The sequence below is a fragment of the Bacillus sp. FJAT-18017 genome (assembly GCF_001278805.1).
In the GTDB taxonomy this organism is placed as follows: Bacteria; Bacillota; Bacilli; order Bacillales; family Cytobacillaceae; genus Bacillus_D.
In genome coordinates, this window is sequence record NZ_CP012602.1 from 4053512 (window position 1) to 4070405 (window position 16894).

Below are 16894 nucleotides of genomic sequence, written 5' to 3' on the forward strand. Positions count from 1 at the left end.
AGAGCCGCTGCGCTAGAAATACGTTATATACATGATCCAGTTTGTCCTTCACACGATAGAGTAAAACCAAAGTAAAAAAGGTGTTGATCAGTTAGAACCCCCAATCAACACCTTTAACCTTTATAGGTAACCTTTATTTTGCCTATAAATACTCTTGCTTCACGTAATTAACATCTATTCAATTTCAAATACTTCTGCGACATCGCAAAACCTCCAATAAAACTAATAAATGTTTGGAATCACACATTTCACTCTATTTACAGTAAAAGCTCTAACTCAACTGCTAAATTATACCATTCATTCTATAAATATTGTAGAAATTTGAAGAGGATCGATCGGCCTATTTTAATATACTTTGTGCCTGTAATAACGGTTTGGCTTCTATAGAAAAGCCGGATCACACCCGTCAGGTGGAAAAAGATGTACTTTCATAAATTACAAAAAAGACTACAATTAATCTCTTTAAAAAAAAAGAGAAACTGTAGTCTTTTATTATTCAATCAAATTATTAATTTTTCCACCTAATAGAACCAAACCCTGCGTGCGGATGCTCGCTATATTGCGTTTTAAAATATTCGTATTCTAATTCTGACAATGTTAATTCATAAAGATGTTTTTTATTTTTTCTATAGTTGTCTAAGCCTATTAGTTTACTAATTAACTCACTTCTTTTTTGCTCAACGATATCCTTTAATTTACCCATAATAAAAACCCTCCTTTTTCAACTTTGTTCAAATGAGATACCATTTAAAACGATAAGATGAGGAGGATTTATTCAATATGAAGCCTCAACTTATCTTCCAAGCACATGGCTTGCAGGATTTAGCACAGTAGTTTAAATCTGTTGCTGAGGTTTCGTCGGGCCAGTCCCTCCACCTCTCTTGATAAGTACTATAGTTTTTTGGATAATAATTACACTTTCAGTTTAAACCAATTATTCCGACCGGTCAACTCTAATTTAACCCGTTTTTATAAAACAGTACAGAATTTAGCCTTCCTGATTTAACTAGCCCTATGTTCCTTAAGCATCGGCCATTGAAGCATTCAACATGGATTAATTAAAATCTTCTAAACGGCTTATATACTAAAAACCGCCAGGAGTAAAATCCAGGCGGCTTTTCAAAGCAAATGATCTGTTAGAAAGTATCTTCCAATCTAGAGACAGCTATAAACGATGACAAAGAAGATTAAAGGATCAACGCTGATTGAATATCGACACGCGCTCACTGCATAATTTTTAGTTGTCTACTTTACTTTCTTTAAAATAAATTTCCTTTACTGCCCGACAAAGAATGAAACATCCTTTTCGGTTGGCAATGTTGAAATGGCTCCTACTTTTGTACAAACGAAAGCACCGACTTTATTACTAAAGTAGATTACCCTTTTTAATTCCTCAAAGTCTTCTACTAAGGTTTGAGGGTCAATAACTCTAGACAATTGAAAGAGAGTGGCCCCTACGAATGCGTCTCCTGCTCCTGTAGAGTCAATTGAAGTGATTCTAATGCTCGGAACCAATTCACTTTTCTTTCCATTCGAAACGATTGTTCCATTTGCTCCTAATGTAACGGCTACTACTTTAGCCCCCATGAGGTGGAGAAGTGAGATACCTTCTTTCACATCTTTGGCGCCTGAGATTATTTTTAATTCTTCATCGCTCATCTTCACAAAGTCTGCTAACCCAATACATTTTTTGGTTATATCAATAAAATCCTTTACTCTTCCTTTCCATAGATCATGTCTATAGTTGGGATCGAAGGACACAAACTTGTTTTCTTTTTTGGCCTCCAGCATTAGGTTCACATATGTGGATTTAAATGGTTCCTGTAACAATGCTGTAGCTGACCCAAAATGAAGAATTGAGTTCCTCATAATGACTTCTTTATTCAGTTCCTCTTCGGTTACGAAGGCATCTGCTCCTCGGTTAAAAATAAAATCTCTTTCACCATCGGCCTTTAGAGATACAAACGCTTGAGTGGTTGGATGGGAATCATCAAGAATAAGCATGGAGGTATCCACTCTTACATCTTCTAATGTTTTCTTTAAAAATTGTCCAAACGGGTCATTCCCAACTTTTCCGGCAAACTGTGCATGTCCTCCCAATCTTGCAATTGCTGCACACACATTCGCAGGTGCACCTCCAGCCTGTTTCACAAAATTCTTTCCTTCTGTCAAGTTAACATCCACATCGGTACAGAAAAAATCAATCAACAATTCCCCTATGCAAAATACTGTTGAACTCGCTACCATTCTATATCTACCTGCCTTTTGTTAATCCCATATGGATGAAAGGTTATTAAGTACCGCGTCTCGCACATGGGTTGATCCGTCCTTGGAAAATAGGGTTAGCTTTCTGTAGGCTTGGGACGGGAAGATAAGACTGGTACAGACAGCCTTTCCTCCGTTTGCAAATACTTCAATAGAGGAAGTATCAAGCAATACTTGCAGATTGATTTGACCATTTTCCATAGTTACGGTTGTTTCTTGAATCGCCGGGAACGAATCGCTGAATTGACATTCACCAGCGTTCATACGATCTACAAATAGCTTTTGAGCTACAGTATCATATTGGATTGTTACTTTCTCATTAACGGTGTTTTCCAGGATGATACCGAAAGCGGCCGCATCGCTTTTTTCAAACGTAAAGTTTAATTCTATCAATTCGCTCGGTAGAGTCATATTGAATTCTTTTTCAGAGATTAGTGTAATATTCCCTATATCTTCCTTGTTGCTTCTTAACTGGTTAAATTCAGACACCACTTTTTGCACTAAACGAACTCCTGATTCAGTTGTTGCCAGGGTTAGCTCCCTCGGTAAAGTCATAGCACTGCGCCATCCGTCTGTAGGGACTACGTTTGCATAACGCCAATTACTCATCCAGCCGATGTATATCCGTCTCTTATCTTCATCCGGAAGATCAGACCAACTTACTCCTGCATAGTTATCCCGGCCAAAATCAAGCCAAAGTGTTGTATTATCGGAATTCTCATTTATGAATGTCTTTCCGTCGAATTGCCCAATAAAATATTGGGTTCTTGACCCCTCTGGAAAAGAAGGATTATCGCCAATACTAACAAGAAGGACCCATCGCTTATTGTTCTCATCACTATCTACGGCCAGTTCGAACAAATCCGGACATTCCCAAACCCCATCATGAGAGCCGGAACCTCGCCCAAATTCACTCGCAAACTCCCACTCTTTTAAATTCGTTGACGTATAAAAGGTTATTGTTTGTCCAGTAGCAAGGACCATCACCCATTTGTTTGTCTCTTTATGCCAAAACACCTTCGGGTCACGATAGTCGGTAATGTTCTCATCTGTGAGAACAGGGTTTCCTTCGTATTTTAACCATGTTCTCCCGTTATCCCTACTGTATGCCAGGCATTGGCGCTGTCTTGCCCTATCAGAATCAGGATACGTATCATGACTTGTATAAATAGCAACCAATCCTGCCTCTCCATTAAAGAAGCCCGTACTATCATTCCAATCCACGACTGCGCTGCCTGAGAAAATTGTCCCATACTCATCAGGGTTCAGGGCTATCGGAAGTTGCTCCCAATGGATGAGATCTTTACTAACGGCATGTCCCCAGTGCATCGGCCCCCATGTTGTTCCAAGCGGATTGTGTTGATAAAATAAGTGATACTCACCATTAAAAAATACCATTCCATTTGGATCGTTCATCCATTTCTCTTCTGGGGAGAAATGAAATTGCAATCGATATTTTTCTTTATATAATGTTTTACTCATAACTATCATCCTTATCGCAGAAGGAGGCTGTAAATAATACAGCCGCCTTCGATTTTAGTATTTAGTTTTGATTCCTGTCGTAACCGGCTTGCTTAATCTTAAGCCACTCCTGCAAACCTAAACGGTCCAGCTCCTTCAGGTAGCTATCCCACTCTTTTTCGACTTTTCCATTTTGAATCCACTCGGCTCGTTTTCTCATAACAAAAGCAAACATGTCGGTTTCAATAGCTGTCAGACGATCAAGTTCTTTGATAGAGAAGAATACTTTTGGATAAATGTTTTCTGCTTGCATATGAGGAACCATGACTTCCTTCAACAAGCCAAGCCGCCATGCTGCATCGTCTGGTTTTGTGGTCACTGTACCGTAATACTCATCAAGAATAGCTAACGGCCCGCCAATATTTGTTTTTTGTCTCAATTCAACTGGAGCCATTCCTTCCAAAGGTAAGTGCTTTAGCATATTAGCCGCTTCGTCATACTCAAAAATGTTCTGTTGCTTGTCATCACCATACGTTCCCCAGTTATTCTGTACTGACTGGAGTGGTTCATAAAGTTCATCAATCCATTTTGCCGTTAATTCCAAGTTTTTATTTGCACTCGTAATTACCATTCTTCCTCTGTCAAAGCCCATGCCATTGGTACGGGCTACGTTTTTATGTCCATCTGGACCTGCTAGCGGAGGCATTAGATCGTATTTTTCGTTCATTCCTGTAATGTTTGCCTTATCCCAGGTAAAATAAAGGCCGTAGCGATTATCTTTACCTTTTGAAATATACGTATTCCAATCTTGTTCAAAAGCTTCGATATCAACTAATCCTTCTTTGTACAACTCATTTAGAAATTTAATTCCCTCTTGATATCCTTCATCAGAAGAAGTGAACTTCACCTTCCCATCGTTTGTGACAACTGTATGATCCCAATTTTCACCAAGGCCGAATGAGCCGAATAAAAAGGCTAAGTCTTCCCCGCCAGGCTTACTTATAAAGGACATTGGGATTTCGTCTGCTTTTCCGTTTCCATTCGGATCCTTTGTCTTAAAAGCAATTAATACCTCTTTTAAATCTTCTGTTGTTTTAGGCATTTTCAGACCCAATTTATTCAGCCATTCTACGTTGATCCAGGGAAGATCATCAACAGAATGGATGCTTTCTTTTCCAGACCCCAACTCTTCAATCCACGGGAACGAATAAATATGTCCATCCGGGGCTGTCATCATTGCTTTGTACTCTGGTGCTTGCTCCAGAACTTTTTTCAGGTTTGGCATATGTTGGTCAATTAAATCCTCAACCGGGACAATTGCTCCGTCTTTTGCTAGTTTTAAAAGTTCATAGTCACCATAACCTGCATCAATAATGGCGTCAGGCAAATCGCCACTCGCCATGGCAAGGTTTCTCTTTTCAGCAAATACATCAGACGTATAGTTCTTCCATTTGATATGAACACCTGATTCTTCTTCAAGGCGTTTGTAAATCAACTTTTCATTCGGATCTTTTGGGGCTAAGGGTGAGCTTTGTGTCAAAAAATTAAGTGTTACTTTTTCTTTTAACGGAAAGCTAACATCCTTCAAGTTATAATCTTTTGAGGCCGTTTCACTGCTCTTGTTGCTGCAGCCTGTGGCAATTAAGAGCGTTGCTAAAGTGACGGCAATTACCTTTTTTGAACTTATCATGAAATAATCCTCCTAATCATTTTGCATGTATTTTTAAATTAATAGGCAGCAGCCCTATTTTAGTGAACCAACCATAACTCCTTTTTCAAAGTACTTCTGGAAAAATGGATACATCACAATAAGCGGAAGGCTTGATATAACTATTGATGAGTATTTAATCATTTCAGATAATTTTTTTAGCTCTGCCATAGCTAATTGATCGCTAATCATACCTGGATCGGTTGAGTTTTGAATCAAAATAGACCTTAATACTAGTTGTAAAGGATGAAGATTCGGATCATCCAAGTAAATCATCGCATCAAAATAAGAGTTCCATTGCCCAACAAATGCATACATGGCAAGAACAAAAATGATTGGTTTGGATAAAGGCAGGACGATTTTAAAGAAAATTAAAAAGTCCGATGCCCCATCCACCTTTGCTGCTTCATGTAATTCGTATGGGATTCCTTTGAAATAAGTTCGTGCGAGGATAATATTCCACACATTGATGGCACCCGGAAGAATAATCGCCCAAACTGTATTCAGCATTCCTAAGTCTTTCACAAGCAGGTAAGTCGGGATTAATCCTCCGCTAAAAAACATAGTGATGATAAATAGTGTCATAAAGAAGTTTTTTCCCACAAAGCCGTTTATGGATAATGGGTAAGCAGCGAACAAAGATACAACCACTGTGGCAACTGCAAATCCAACTGAATAAAGAACCGAGTTGATGAAGCCTTTTAGCATTGCTTCATTTTTGAGAATCAGATTGTATCCTTTTAGGCTCCAATCGGAAGGGTTAAAAGAAATTCCTTTATTTAAAAGGACTGTAGGATCCATAAAGGAGGCCAGGACAACATACACTAAAGGAACCAATACGACTAGGACTGCTAGAAAAAGAAAGATATTGTTCAAGGCCAATATCATTCGATCCATTTTTGTATAGTTAATATTCATGATTACTCTCCTTTCCTTTTTAGTACAATCCTTCGCCTTCATTCAGTTTTTTGACGATGTAATTGACAACTACCAATAAGATGACGTTGATAACTGAATTAAATAAACCGACAGCTGCTGAATAGGCATAATCCCCAGCTTGGAGACCGACTTTGTATACGTAGGTTGGGAGAATTTCAGATGTTGGGAGATTCATCGTCGTTTGCATCAAATACGCTTTTTCAAACCCAATCGACATAATTCCACCCGCGGCTAATATGAACGTAACAGCCATCAGCGGCTTTAAAGTAGGCAAATCGATATGAATGATGCGTTGAATAATATTCGCCCCATCAAGTGTTGCCGCATTGTGAAGTTCCGGGTCAACATTTGCTAAAGCAGCCACATATATAATGGATGACCACCCTGCCGCCTGCCAAATTCCCGATAAGATATAGACACTCCGGAAGTAGTCAGGATCGGAAAGGAATCCGATTGGTTCACCTGTCAGCATTGTCACCATCTGATTGATTGGACCAGTAGGTGATAAAAAGATAAATAGCATACCGACAATAACCACAACCGAAATGAAGTTTGGGGCATATAAGACAAGTTGGAGATTTTTTTTAATTGCTGCCCTACGCACCTGATTCAGCATGAGGGCCAATATGATGGGTATTGGAAACCCGAGTATCAACCCATATAAGCTTAGCTTTAAGGTACTCATAAAAATTGTTTCAAAGTTCGGCGATGACAAAAACTTTGTAAAGTTTTCAAAACCTATCCAATCGCTGCCGAGTATGCCCTTTATCGTGCTAAAATCCTTAAATGCGATGATTGCACCATACATCGGGATATATTTGAATACGATGGTTAAAATGACAGCCGGCGCAATCAGCATATAGAGAAAGTAATTTTCCCGAATATAGCGAAGCTTCTTCAATATTTTCGCCGAGCGTTTCTCTTTCCGATTTGCAATCGGCAAGGCTTGGCCTGATTCCGCCTTTATTAAGTCCTGCATTTCTAGTAACCTCCACTCCTGCTAATACTATATTGAGAACGAAGTTTACAAAGTTCCTTTGTTCTTGCTTCAACTATAGCAGGATACGTAAAAACGATAGTTTGAGTTTTTTGGATATGGATGTTTAAAATCTTTGTAACTTGTAATCGGTTTCAAAAGAGAAAAGAAACAAAAAAAATCCCCCAGTAATAACTGGAGGATTGTACCTATGGCTTTTGAAATTCTTGCAGACCAGTATTTATCTTTTCGGCAGCTACCTTGGCGGAAGATCTTACATCCTTTCCGCCTATTCCAATATCTTCGAATAAAGTGCGAATCGTATTACTTACAATAGGATAAGCGGGGGTTACTGGCCGATTTTTAGAATGATTTAGCATCTGTTCTATAAAAATATTTAAAGGATACTGCTTAAGTTCCGGGATATCTTTGACGACCGAATATCTTGCCGGCAAATCACCTGTGATAGTAACGTATGTTTTTATCCCTTCGTAACTTGTAACATATTTAATAAATCTCCATGATTCATCTGGATATTTAGTCTTCGATGATATTCCAAGTGCCCAGCCCCCATTAGGCGCTACTTGTGATACCCCCTTCGGAAGCGGTGCAACTCCAAAATCATTATCAAGAGTAAAATTTGAAATCTTTTCAAAACCCTTCAGTGACCATGATCCCAATATCGTCATCCCTAGTTTCCCCTTTACAAAGGCATCGGGTGCTATTTCAACAGATGCTACTTGATGTTTATGATATAAATCCTGATAAAACTGCAAGGCCATGATAGCTTTCTCAGAATCCAAATATCCACTTGCCGTCGTTGAATTTTGATCGACTACATCTGCTCCGAATTGCCATAATAAAGGGATTTTAAAATAGGCAGGGGCTTCCCCATCTCCAAATCCCTGCCCCGGGTCAATACCAGTGATACCCTTCTCGTGGTTTGTTACTAGTTTGGCGATCTTAACAACTTGGTTCCATGACAATGGTTTATTCGGATCCGATGAAGGGAACGGAACCCCTGCTTTTTTTAGAACATGCTTATTGTAAAATAGGGCAATACTTGATTCAGCTATCGGGGCGAGATAGATTTGCCCCTTATAGGTGAGTCCCTTCATGGTGGACGCAGGGAAATCTGCTAAATCTCCTTCCTTCTTCATATATGAATCAATGGATAAAAGCGAACCTGCATTCGCATAAAGGGCAAGGTTTGGGCTATCTATTGCCATGATATCTGGAGGAGTACCAGTAGCCATTTCAGTCCGAAGCCTTACTTCATAATCGCTGTATGGAATCATCTTCATATTTATTTTAATGTCTTGATTTTCTTTTTCAAAAGATGACACGAGCTCCTCATAGGCCCGATTTTCGGCATCATTTCCCCTATTTCTCCAGAATGTAAGCTCAATCGGTTGTGAGGTTCTAGAATCAATCTCTATTTTTTTGGTATCTGGCTCAATCAGATATTTACTAGTTACCAATAGTCCTAGAAACACCACGACAGGTATGATAAATACCCAACGATTTTGCATCAGTTTATATCCTTCCTGTCTTTTCCATTAGACTGGCGGTATTCCAGAGGAGTTTGTTTCAACTGTTTCTTAAATACAGTGCTGAAATATCCTGAGTTTGAATACCCAACCAGATTCGCCACATCAATGATTTTCAGATCTTTATCCATTAAAAACCTCTTTGCCTTTTCAATTCTTATATTGACAAGATAGTCACTAAAATTTTGCCCTACATGATTTTTAAACGTCTCTGACAAATAGGCACTGTTTATATGAAACATTTCAGCTAATAAAGTAAGAGAGATTTCATCAGCATAATGCTTATCGATATATTGCCGGACACTTTCAATAATTAATTTACCATTTGAGAAACGGGCTGCTCGAACCTTTTCAATAATCAACTGAGCAATTTCCTTCAACTCATCTATAACTTCTTGGTACGAATTCAACGCCCAAATGTTTTGCTGGCATGTCCACATTAGCTTTTGTACCGTCTGTGTCTCAACATCATACTTCCTTACAACTGAACCTAATAAAAATAAGATTCGATTTGAAAGAAAAGAGAATCCAATAATGGATTGGTTTTTGTTGCTATTTAAAAGAGTATCTATATGTTCTTTAAATAATGCCAATTGGGCGGTTTCCACAGCTTTCATCAGTTTTTTTTCCATATCAGCGGAAAAATCAAAGTCATCCTCCTGCATGTTTGAAACATCAATAATTTGAGAACCGGATCCTAATTCGCTCCTGCTCCAAGCAAGCAAACTTGTTATATACCCATTCTTAAGGTTAGCAACTCCCTTTACAGTATTACCAATTCCAATTACTGTTTCTAGCTGAAGCAGACGGTTTACATTTTGCTGAATAGACTGGACCATATTTGATAGTGTCTCATTCTCATTCTCATTATCTTTAATAACTAAAAAGTGAATCATTTGGGCGTAGCTTGGATCGTGAAACGTATAGACACCATTTTTTAAAGAAGAGATTTCCTTACACATTAATTGAAAAGGATGCCATAATTCTTTTACCCGATTCGTATGTGCGTCTCTAGCCCTGATTTCTACCGTAAGAATAGTGAACCGGATGTTTTCTTTAGTTAATTCATCAAGATGCAATTGGTTTAGTCTTTCAATAACAATCGCAGGATCTAACCATCTTTCTTTTGCTAAATATAACAAGTATTGTTCCTGCACCTCCTGAAACTGGGAGATTGCAAGGTGTTTAAATTTTGCTTCTTTTGCCTGCCTCTTTTTCTCCTCCATCACCTCTTTGTGTATATTCCTTAACGTTACTTCCAGCTCATCAGGGGCAACTGGCTTTAATAAGTAATCTCTTACACCTTTTTTCATCGACCCTCTTACATATTCAAAATCTGAGTAACCCGATAATACAATTACTTTCACATCTGAGAATTCTTCATAGCAGCGACGAGCCAATTCAAGTCCGTCCATTATCGGCATCCTCATATCGGTAATGACCAGGTTGATGTTCCTTGTTTCCAACACTTCGATTGCCTCTTTTCCATTAGAGGCTTCCGCAACAATCTCAAAGCCTTCAGCTTCCCAATCTATTTTCATCCGCAATCCCATGCGTACCTGCATTTCATCATCAGCAATCAGCACTTTCAACATCTTGTTCACCTCCACTATACTTAATACTCAGTTGTACTTTAGTCCCTGCACCTTTAATCGATTCAATTTTATAGGAAAAATTATCACCGTAGTATAGCTTCAAACGTCCAAGTACGTTTCTAAGACCAATGCTTGTTCCCTTGCTTTGTAATACACTCACTGATTCGTTTTCGGTTTCCTCTTTGAGCAACCCTTTTACTATTTCTTCTGACATTCCCATACCCTTATCCTCAACTTGCAAAATCAACTGACCATCTACCCATTTTGTCTGGACCAAAATATCAGCAAAGCTTTTTTCAACAAAGCTATACTTGACGGCGTTTTCCACTAGAGGTTGAAGTATGAATTTTATAATAGGAAGATTTTTTGCATATTCATCTTCCATAATCGTAATTGAAATTGAATGGACGTACCTTATTTTTAAAATACTTGTGTAACTGCGAATATAAGTCATTTCTTCCCCTAAGGTAACGACATCCTTATTTGTATTTAATGAATATCTCATCATTCGGCCCAAATAAACACTAACATTCATTACCTCTTTATTTTTGCCTTGAGCAGCCAGGCCGCCTATTATCTCTAGTGTGTTATTAAGAAAATGAGGATTTATTTGCAGGAGTAATGCTTTGTATTCTGCATCTCTTCTGCGAATATTTGTTTCATATTCGATTTCTATATGGTATTTTAATTGTTCTACCGTATGTTCGGTCACTTTTACTAGATAACCAACTTCATTGTTTTGAGATTTGATTGTTGGCATAAATCGTTTTGCGCCTGCAAAATCTCCTCTTTCAATATACCCCATCGCCGTCGCTAGCTTTCCAAGTGGACGGACGATATTTGAGGAAAGCAAATATGAAGCCAAAATTGTTAGCAGGAAAACAACCCCACTGATTGCAAGCATGCTATATCGCAAGTCATTCGCTTTTGAAAACAAGTCTGCCTTTGTAACCTCACTAAGTAAAATCCAGCCGCCAACCGATAACTTTTGATAAAATACTAAATACGTATCTTCATGAAACTTTACTTCTAGCATTCCCGTTTCATCTGAACGTTTGTTAATAGTTGCTAAACTATGGGTTAGTACACGTTTCGGAGTTTGAAGCTCTCCCGTTAATACATTTTTGCCACGGCTATTTAGTAAGTACGCATGTCCCTTTTGCCCGATTTTATTTTTACTTAATGCTGTTTCCATCAAATCAGTTGGGAAATTGACCTTTATGATTCCATACGAAACTAATGTATTCATATCTATTAATGGCAAAATATAACTATTAATATTCCCTGGAGTTGGCTGAAATGGATCCACATGAGAAGCAACAAATGAATTGGAATCCACCATATATTCCTTGTACCATTTTTCGTTCTTTAGCTTCGGATTATTCCCCCAAGCACCTGTACCGTCATCCATCATTACTGAAACAGACATCCCATTGGAGTTATTCACAGTCATAGAAGCTAAAAGGCTTTTCATCTGATTCCTACTTAGTAATCTTTGATTTTTCGTTAACCCAGAAGTTGAATGCTCCGATTTCATCCATTGTAAAGTCGTAGGATTGACAAGAATTTGCTTTCCCAAGTCCTCCGCCTGAGTGGTAATGGAATTAATATATAAAGAGTATTGATCCATCATCTCAACCGTTAAATCCTGGGTCTGTCCCTTAATCACAGAAGAAAACCAATTAGGAACCAGAAAGGAAAAAATGATGAAGGGAATAGTTAGCAAGCATGTAAAAACCAAAAATAAACGGTTTCTTAATGAAAAAAACATTTTCAACCTCCCCACAGTAGAAAGAAAGCCCTTACAACACACTCAATAATTAATTTAGCATATCTCGATATTTTCTTATATAGGAGAAAAATGACAAAGAAATCCTCTATCGAAAGTTCTATCTTCACAAGAAGCGGTGAGTTTTCTATAGTAAGATTTGGCCAATCTATAGTCACCCTATATGTGAAATTGATTCACCTACCCGTTCGATCACCGCACTTTATACTGGATATTATACTAGAAAAAGGGGATATCCTTCTTTACATTTAATTAGTTTATTCTACGGTTTCTGTTACCATCTATTGATACTAACCCAGAGGATAAATTTTTTTAAGTGGTCTATGACCAACCATTTGGACAGTACTTTTAGTTTTTCGGCGGATGGGGAATGTTTTGTTAGAAAAATTTATTAAATGGCATTTCTAAGTCCCAATTAAATTTCATGTCCGTATGCTACAAGGTTCCATCCGATTCCACCTGCATAGAGTACGACAATTTTTCTGCGGGCTATCATTTTACCCATATTACTGTTTTGACTCTGGTAAAAGGAAGATGAAACTAGATTATTAACCACTGCCGGCGGTGTCCCTCTAATTGTTGCAGGCGAGTGTTGCGCCCTGGCCCCCAAGTCTCACTTCATTAATAGAAGGGGTGAAGGAGTGAAGGATGTGTCGATTAAAGGTTGAATCATGTTTTCGGTTAATTATCTGGAGCAATCGTTTGGGTTTACCGAGATGCACTGGGATCCTGTTTCTGATGAAGGGCGGAGTAAGGTATATTGACTTGGGAGAGATGTGGCTGACGATGAGTGTAAAGAAGAATATTGCTCGGAATGAAATCCGGGTATTGTATACGCATTGGCATTTTAGTGAATGAGGCAAAGTTTAATTGGATGGTCGAACAGCTGAAGTTTCTTTGGTATTAAGCTCATTCTTTGCCGGAAGTGGGAAGAGAGGAATAAGCGATTGGTTTATTAACTGGATCCTGGTGGGTACAAGATTTTAATATCGGCATGCTGGCGGAGCGGCTGGTGTATTACGGGTAAGTAACGGGCATATAGATTTTTATTGAATAATAGGCCAAGCGCCAACCATTATGACTGGCGCCCTATTATCTTTAATCATCATTTAAACCACGAAGCAATCGCATCCACGATGGCTTTCAAGAAATCACCAAGCTTTTCAAAAAAATTCTTTCCTTCTTCACTTTCTGCGAAGCTATCCCATTTTTCTTTTGCTTTCGTGAGTTGATCGCCTACAGCATTCCAGTTGATATCAAGGTTTTGCCACTTTTCGATCAAAGAGACGAACAGGTTGATGTCCTGGTCTGTGAGATTGATATTAATTTGCTTTGCAGCTTCTTCCACAAGGGCTCTTCGCTCTTCGTCATTCTTCGGGTTAGTATCAGCAAGCTTATCCTTGATGACCGTGACAAGTTCGCCTGCCTTTTCCTGCCCAACCTTTTCACCTAGTTCTGCTGTGGCGACCATTTCTTCGTTGGCAACCTGTTTTTGCTCCTCGGGGATTTTTTCACCGGAGGCTTTTTCATATACTTTGATAAGCCCAGTCAATGCTCCTGTTCCCGAAACAGTGAAAGGCGCTGTTACATACACATGAGCATCTTTTACACCGGCCGTAGTCAATGCATTCATGTACATTTCGTTTGATACATAATTGATGTTTTTCGACTCTACCTCAATCCCGGAGTCTTTGGCACCGATTGTAATCTTTGCGGAGGAAATGGCTCTCGTTCCGATTTGTGCTTTCGGCATATAGGAACCCAAGTATTTATGTTCCTCTTCGTTTGTTACTTCTACAATCATTGCGCTCTTTTCATCCACTTTCATTTCAGCAAGCAAATCTTCTTTTTGTTTTGGTGTCAAATTTGCCCCGAGGGTGACGAGTACATCTCCTTCCGCAGCATCGGCAAACGTCATGATTGGCATTGTCAGAATAAGACTCAGTACCATTATTGTAGATATTATACGTTTCATTTGTATCTCCCCTTCCCTATGAAACTACACATAGTATACTTCGACATTATAACACTTGTTTCTTGTTAATATAAAAATGACAGTGTGTTGTACCCCAATCCAAACAAGATATTTGCTACTACTATTGGGCTACAGCTTAATCTTGGTATCCACCTCAATTTGTGGATTTTTACTTTTCAGCAAAGATACAAACGATTGTTTATCCTTTGGAGAAATGAGCGCCATTCCAAAGCCATAGCCTGAGCCATATGAGATTTCCAGCCTATCAAGTGAAAGTGCCGGAGCCGATAACGGATTTTTGGACTTTCTAATTCTCCTGATATCTTTTATTGGGATTTTCTTTTTTATAGGACCGTATTGGATAATAAGAGTTTCTTCGCTTACTTTGTATCCAGTCGTAAACCAGCACCAACCTAACAGGATGGCCAACGGTCTCAAGAAAAAAAGTGCCCCATAATCCTCTCCGATTAATAGTGGAGTGAAACAAACCACTATACAGCACCAATAGATTGGATACAGCCATATATCTTTTTTTGATGGAAAGTACAATCCTATCCCCTTCCTTTTTCTCCTTATTTTACAGTCACTATGTCCAAAAGGTTTCAATAATTTGAAATGAGAACCTCCAAAATCAAACCAGAGATGTATAGGGAATTAAGGCCCAGGTTCATTAAAATAGTATGCCCCCCTTACTATAATGAACCTTGTAAAAAGTCGCAGGTACTTTTTTAATGAGAAAAAAAGAGCATCTTGGGGGTACAGGAAATGAGAAAAATAGGTCCAAAAGGTATGAAGTGGCTGAAAATTATCCACGTTTTTTTAGTAGTATTATTTTTTGGAGGAATAGTAAGTTCTTTGACTTTATATTTGCATATTGATATAGCAAAATATGACGAGTCTTATTTGAGCTATAAAAACCTTATTGTGATTAGTGATCATATTGTGAGATGGGGTGCAATCGGGACTTTACTGATAGGTTTCACTTATGGATTTTTCACTAATTGGGGCTTTTTTAAGCATAGATGGGTTGGCGTGAAATTTGTTCTCTATATTATTCAAACCCTAGTCGGTATTTTTGTTGTAGACAAGCTGATGGTCGCGAATATGGAATTATTGGAGACTCAAAAAGAAATGGCCTTAACCAATCCAATTTTCATCCGCAATCACGAGAATACACACTATGCGGTTTACTTCCAGGTTATCGTTACATTTTTCATCTTTATCATTTCATTTTTAAAACCATGGAGAAAGAAACGGCTTCAATCAAAAAAAGTAAAAATAGAAGCAGAGGATTAATATGCTCCCCTGCTTCTTCCTTGTTGCCACTGCAAACGAATTATGAATCCAATAACGCTAGCACTGCCCAATATCCTTTTTATGAAGTCGCGTTCCTCAACCGGAACCTGGGCCCAGGGCGTTTTCATCGGAACTACGTTTTGTACGCGAACCTATTTTGATTAAAACAGATTTAGCTTTTCAATTCTCTGTACTGCTTCTTTAAGCCGATCCTCATCAACCAGCAGTCCAACGCGGACATATCCTTCGCCATACTCACCAAAGCCGTTTCCTGCTGCCACTGCTACGTCGGCTTTCTCCAGCAGCAGATCAGCAAATTCTTCACTGGTGAATCCATCCGGCACTGGAAGCCAGGCAAAGAAGGAACCTTGGGGTGCTTCGACTTCCCACCTTATTTCACGGCATGCAGCAATGAATGTATCACGGCGTCTTTCATAGCGTTCAACAAGCTCGTCTACTGATGTTTGATCCCCCGTTAAGGCTGCAACTGCCGCTTTTTGGACAGCAGGAAAAAGACTGCAATATAGATGGTCCTGGATGAGATTAATCGCTTCAATGATTTCCGCATTTCCAACTGCAAATCCAACGCGCCAGCCTGCCATATTGTATGTTTTGGACAGGGTGTACATCTCAATGCCAACATCCTTCGCTCCCTCTACTTCAAGAAAACTCACCGGTTTTTTCCCGTTATAGCCAATTGCACCGTAGGCAAAGTCATGTACAACTGCTATCTGATTTTCTTTTGCAAACCGGACTGTTTTTTCAAAAAAGGCATGATCGGCGGTTGCACCAGTTGGGTTGTTTGGATAGTTTAAGTACATTAGCTTCGCTTTTTCCTTTTGCTCAGTGGTAAACGCCTCATAATCTGGCAAGAATTGATTTTCCGCCTTCAGAGGGAAGGTTTCATATTCAACATTGGCTAAGGCAACACCTGATAAATAATCCGGATACCCTGGATCCGGTAACAACATCGTGTCTCCATCATTTAATAAACATAATGGCAATTCTACTAATCCGGCTTTCGTTCCAAATAAAATCGCCACTTCTGTTTCGGCGTCCAATTTGACGCCGTATTGTTTTTCGTAATACTCTGTTGCAGCTTCCTTTAATTCCGGAATGCCTCGAAAAGGCGAATATTTATGGGTTCCTGGATCTTCTGCAGCAACCTGGAGTGCTTTTACAATATGGGCAGGTGTGGGCTGATCAGGATTTCCTTGCCCTAAATTGATAACATCTCTTCCCTCGGCTACTGCTTTGTTGACTTTATTGACAAGAGAAGCAAAAAATTGCTGCGGCAGCTTCTTCAATCGCTGTGAATATTGCATGATAATCCTCTCTTC

At 38.9% G+C, this 16894-nt stretch carries 13 protein-coding genes and 1 riboswitch; of the genes, 1 reads left to right on the forward strand and 12 read right to left on the reverse strand.

What is annotated here, in order from left to right:
- Positions 1-508: 508 nt before the first annotated feature.
- The 11 genes from AM500_RS18760 to AM500_RS18815 form a co-directional block, all read right to left on the reverse strand.
- The gene (locus tag AM500_RS18760; protein ID WP_053600588.1) at positions 509-703 is read right to left on the reverse strand and encodes a Fur-regulated basic protein FbpA; all 195 of its coding nucleotides are present in this window, start codon (positions 701-703) and stop codon (positions 509-511) included.
- An 87-nt stretch (positions 704-790) separates the two neighbouring features.
- A riboswitch (SAM riboswitch) is annotated at positions 791-891 on the reverse strand.
- 384 nt (positions 892-1275) lie between these two features.
- The gene (locus AM500_RS18765) at positions 1276-2247 is read right to left on the reverse strand and encodes a carbohydrate kinase family protein (protein ID WP_053600589.1); all 972 of its coding nucleotides are present in this window, start codon (positions 2245-2247) and stop codon (positions 1276-1278) included.
- A 21-nt stretch (positions 2248-2268) separates the two neighbouring features.
- Positions 2269-3747, reverse strand: coding sequence for a glycoside hydrolase family 32 protein (locus tag AM500_RS18770; RefSeq protein WP_053600590.1), 1479 nt, complete (start codon positions 3745-3747; stop codon positions 2269-2271).
- A gap of 61 nt (positions 3748-3808) precedes the next feature.
- Complete coding sequence (locus AM500_RS18775; RefSeq protein ID WP_053600591.1) at positions 3809-5416, reverse strand: ABC transporter substrate-binding protein; 1608 nt, start codon at positions 5414-5416, stop codon at positions 3809-3811.
- Positions 5417-5470: 54 nt separating this feature from the next.
- The gene (locus AM500_RS18780; RefSeq protein ID WP_053600592.1) at positions 5471-6352 is read right to left on the reverse strand and encodes a carbohydrate ABC transporter permease; all 882 of its coding nucleotides are present in this window, start codon (positions 6350-6352) and stop codon (positions 5471-5473) included.
- Between the two features lie 19 nt (positions 6353-6371).
- Positions 6372-7352: an ABC transporter permease gene (locus AM500_RS18785; protein WP_053600593.1), complete on the reverse strand. Its 981-nt coding sequence runs from the start codon at positions 7350-7352 to the stop codon at positions 6372-6374.
- A gap of 206 nt (positions 7353-7558) precedes the next feature.
- Positions 7559-8881 carry an ABC transporter substrate-binding protein gene (locus tag AM500_RS18790; RefSeq protein WP_082347294.1) on the reverse strand — a complete coding sequence of 441 codons (1323 nt, stop codon included), beginning with the start codon at positions 8879-8881 and terminating at the stop codon, positions 7559-7561.
- Positions 8881-10494, reverse strand: a complete 1614-nt coding sequence (locus AM500_RS18795) for a response regulator transcription factor (protein WP_231688037.1) — start codon at positions 10492-10494, stop codon at positions 8881-8883. Before AM500_RS18795 ends, AM500_RS18790 begins: the two co-directional genes overlap by 1 nt.
- On the reverse strand, positions 10472-12265 hold the full coding sequence (locus AM500_RS18800; RefSeq protein ID WP_053600595.1) for a cache domain-containing sensor histidine kinase: 1794 nt from the start codon (positions 12263-12265) through the stop codon (positions 10472-10474). The genes AM500_RS18795 and AM500_RS18800 overlap by 23 nt, the downstream gene beginning before the upstream one ends.
- A gap of 1123 nt (positions 12266-13388) precedes the next feature.
- Positions 13389-14258 carry a DUF1002 domain-containing protein gene (locus AM500_RS18810; RefSeq protein WP_053600597.1) on the reverse strand — a complete coding sequence of 290 codons (870 nt, stop codon included), beginning with the start codon at positions 14256-14258 and terminating at the stop codon, positions 13389-13391.
- A 129-nt stretch (positions 14259-14387) separates the two neighbouring features.
- Positions 14388-14807 carry a PH domain-containing protein gene (locus tag AM500_RS18815; RefSeq protein WP_053600598.1) on the reverse strand — a complete coding sequence of 140 codons (420 nt, stop codon included), beginning with the start codon at positions 14805-14807 and terminating at the stop codon, positions 14388-14390.
- A gap of 216 nt (positions 14808-15023) precedes the next feature.
- Here AM500_RS18815 and AM500_RS18820 point away from each other — a divergent pair, with 216 nt between their 5' ends.
- Positions 15024-15554 carry a DUF2269 family protein gene (locus AM500_RS18820; protein WP_053600599.1) on the forward strand — a complete coding sequence of 177 codons (531 nt, stop codon included), beginning with the start codon at positions 15024-15026 and terminating at the stop codon, positions 15552-15554.
- Between the two features lie 161 nt (positions 15555-15715).
- On the opposite strand, the gene AM500_RS18825 is transcribed toward AM500_RS18820, so the two are convergent.
- Complete coding sequence (locus AM500_RS18825; RefSeq protein ID WP_053600600.1) at positions 15716-16879, reverse strand: pyridoxal phosphate-dependent aminotransferase; 1164 nt, start codon at positions 16877-16879, stop codon at positions 15716-15718.
- Positions 16880-16894 lie beyond the last annotated feature (15 nt).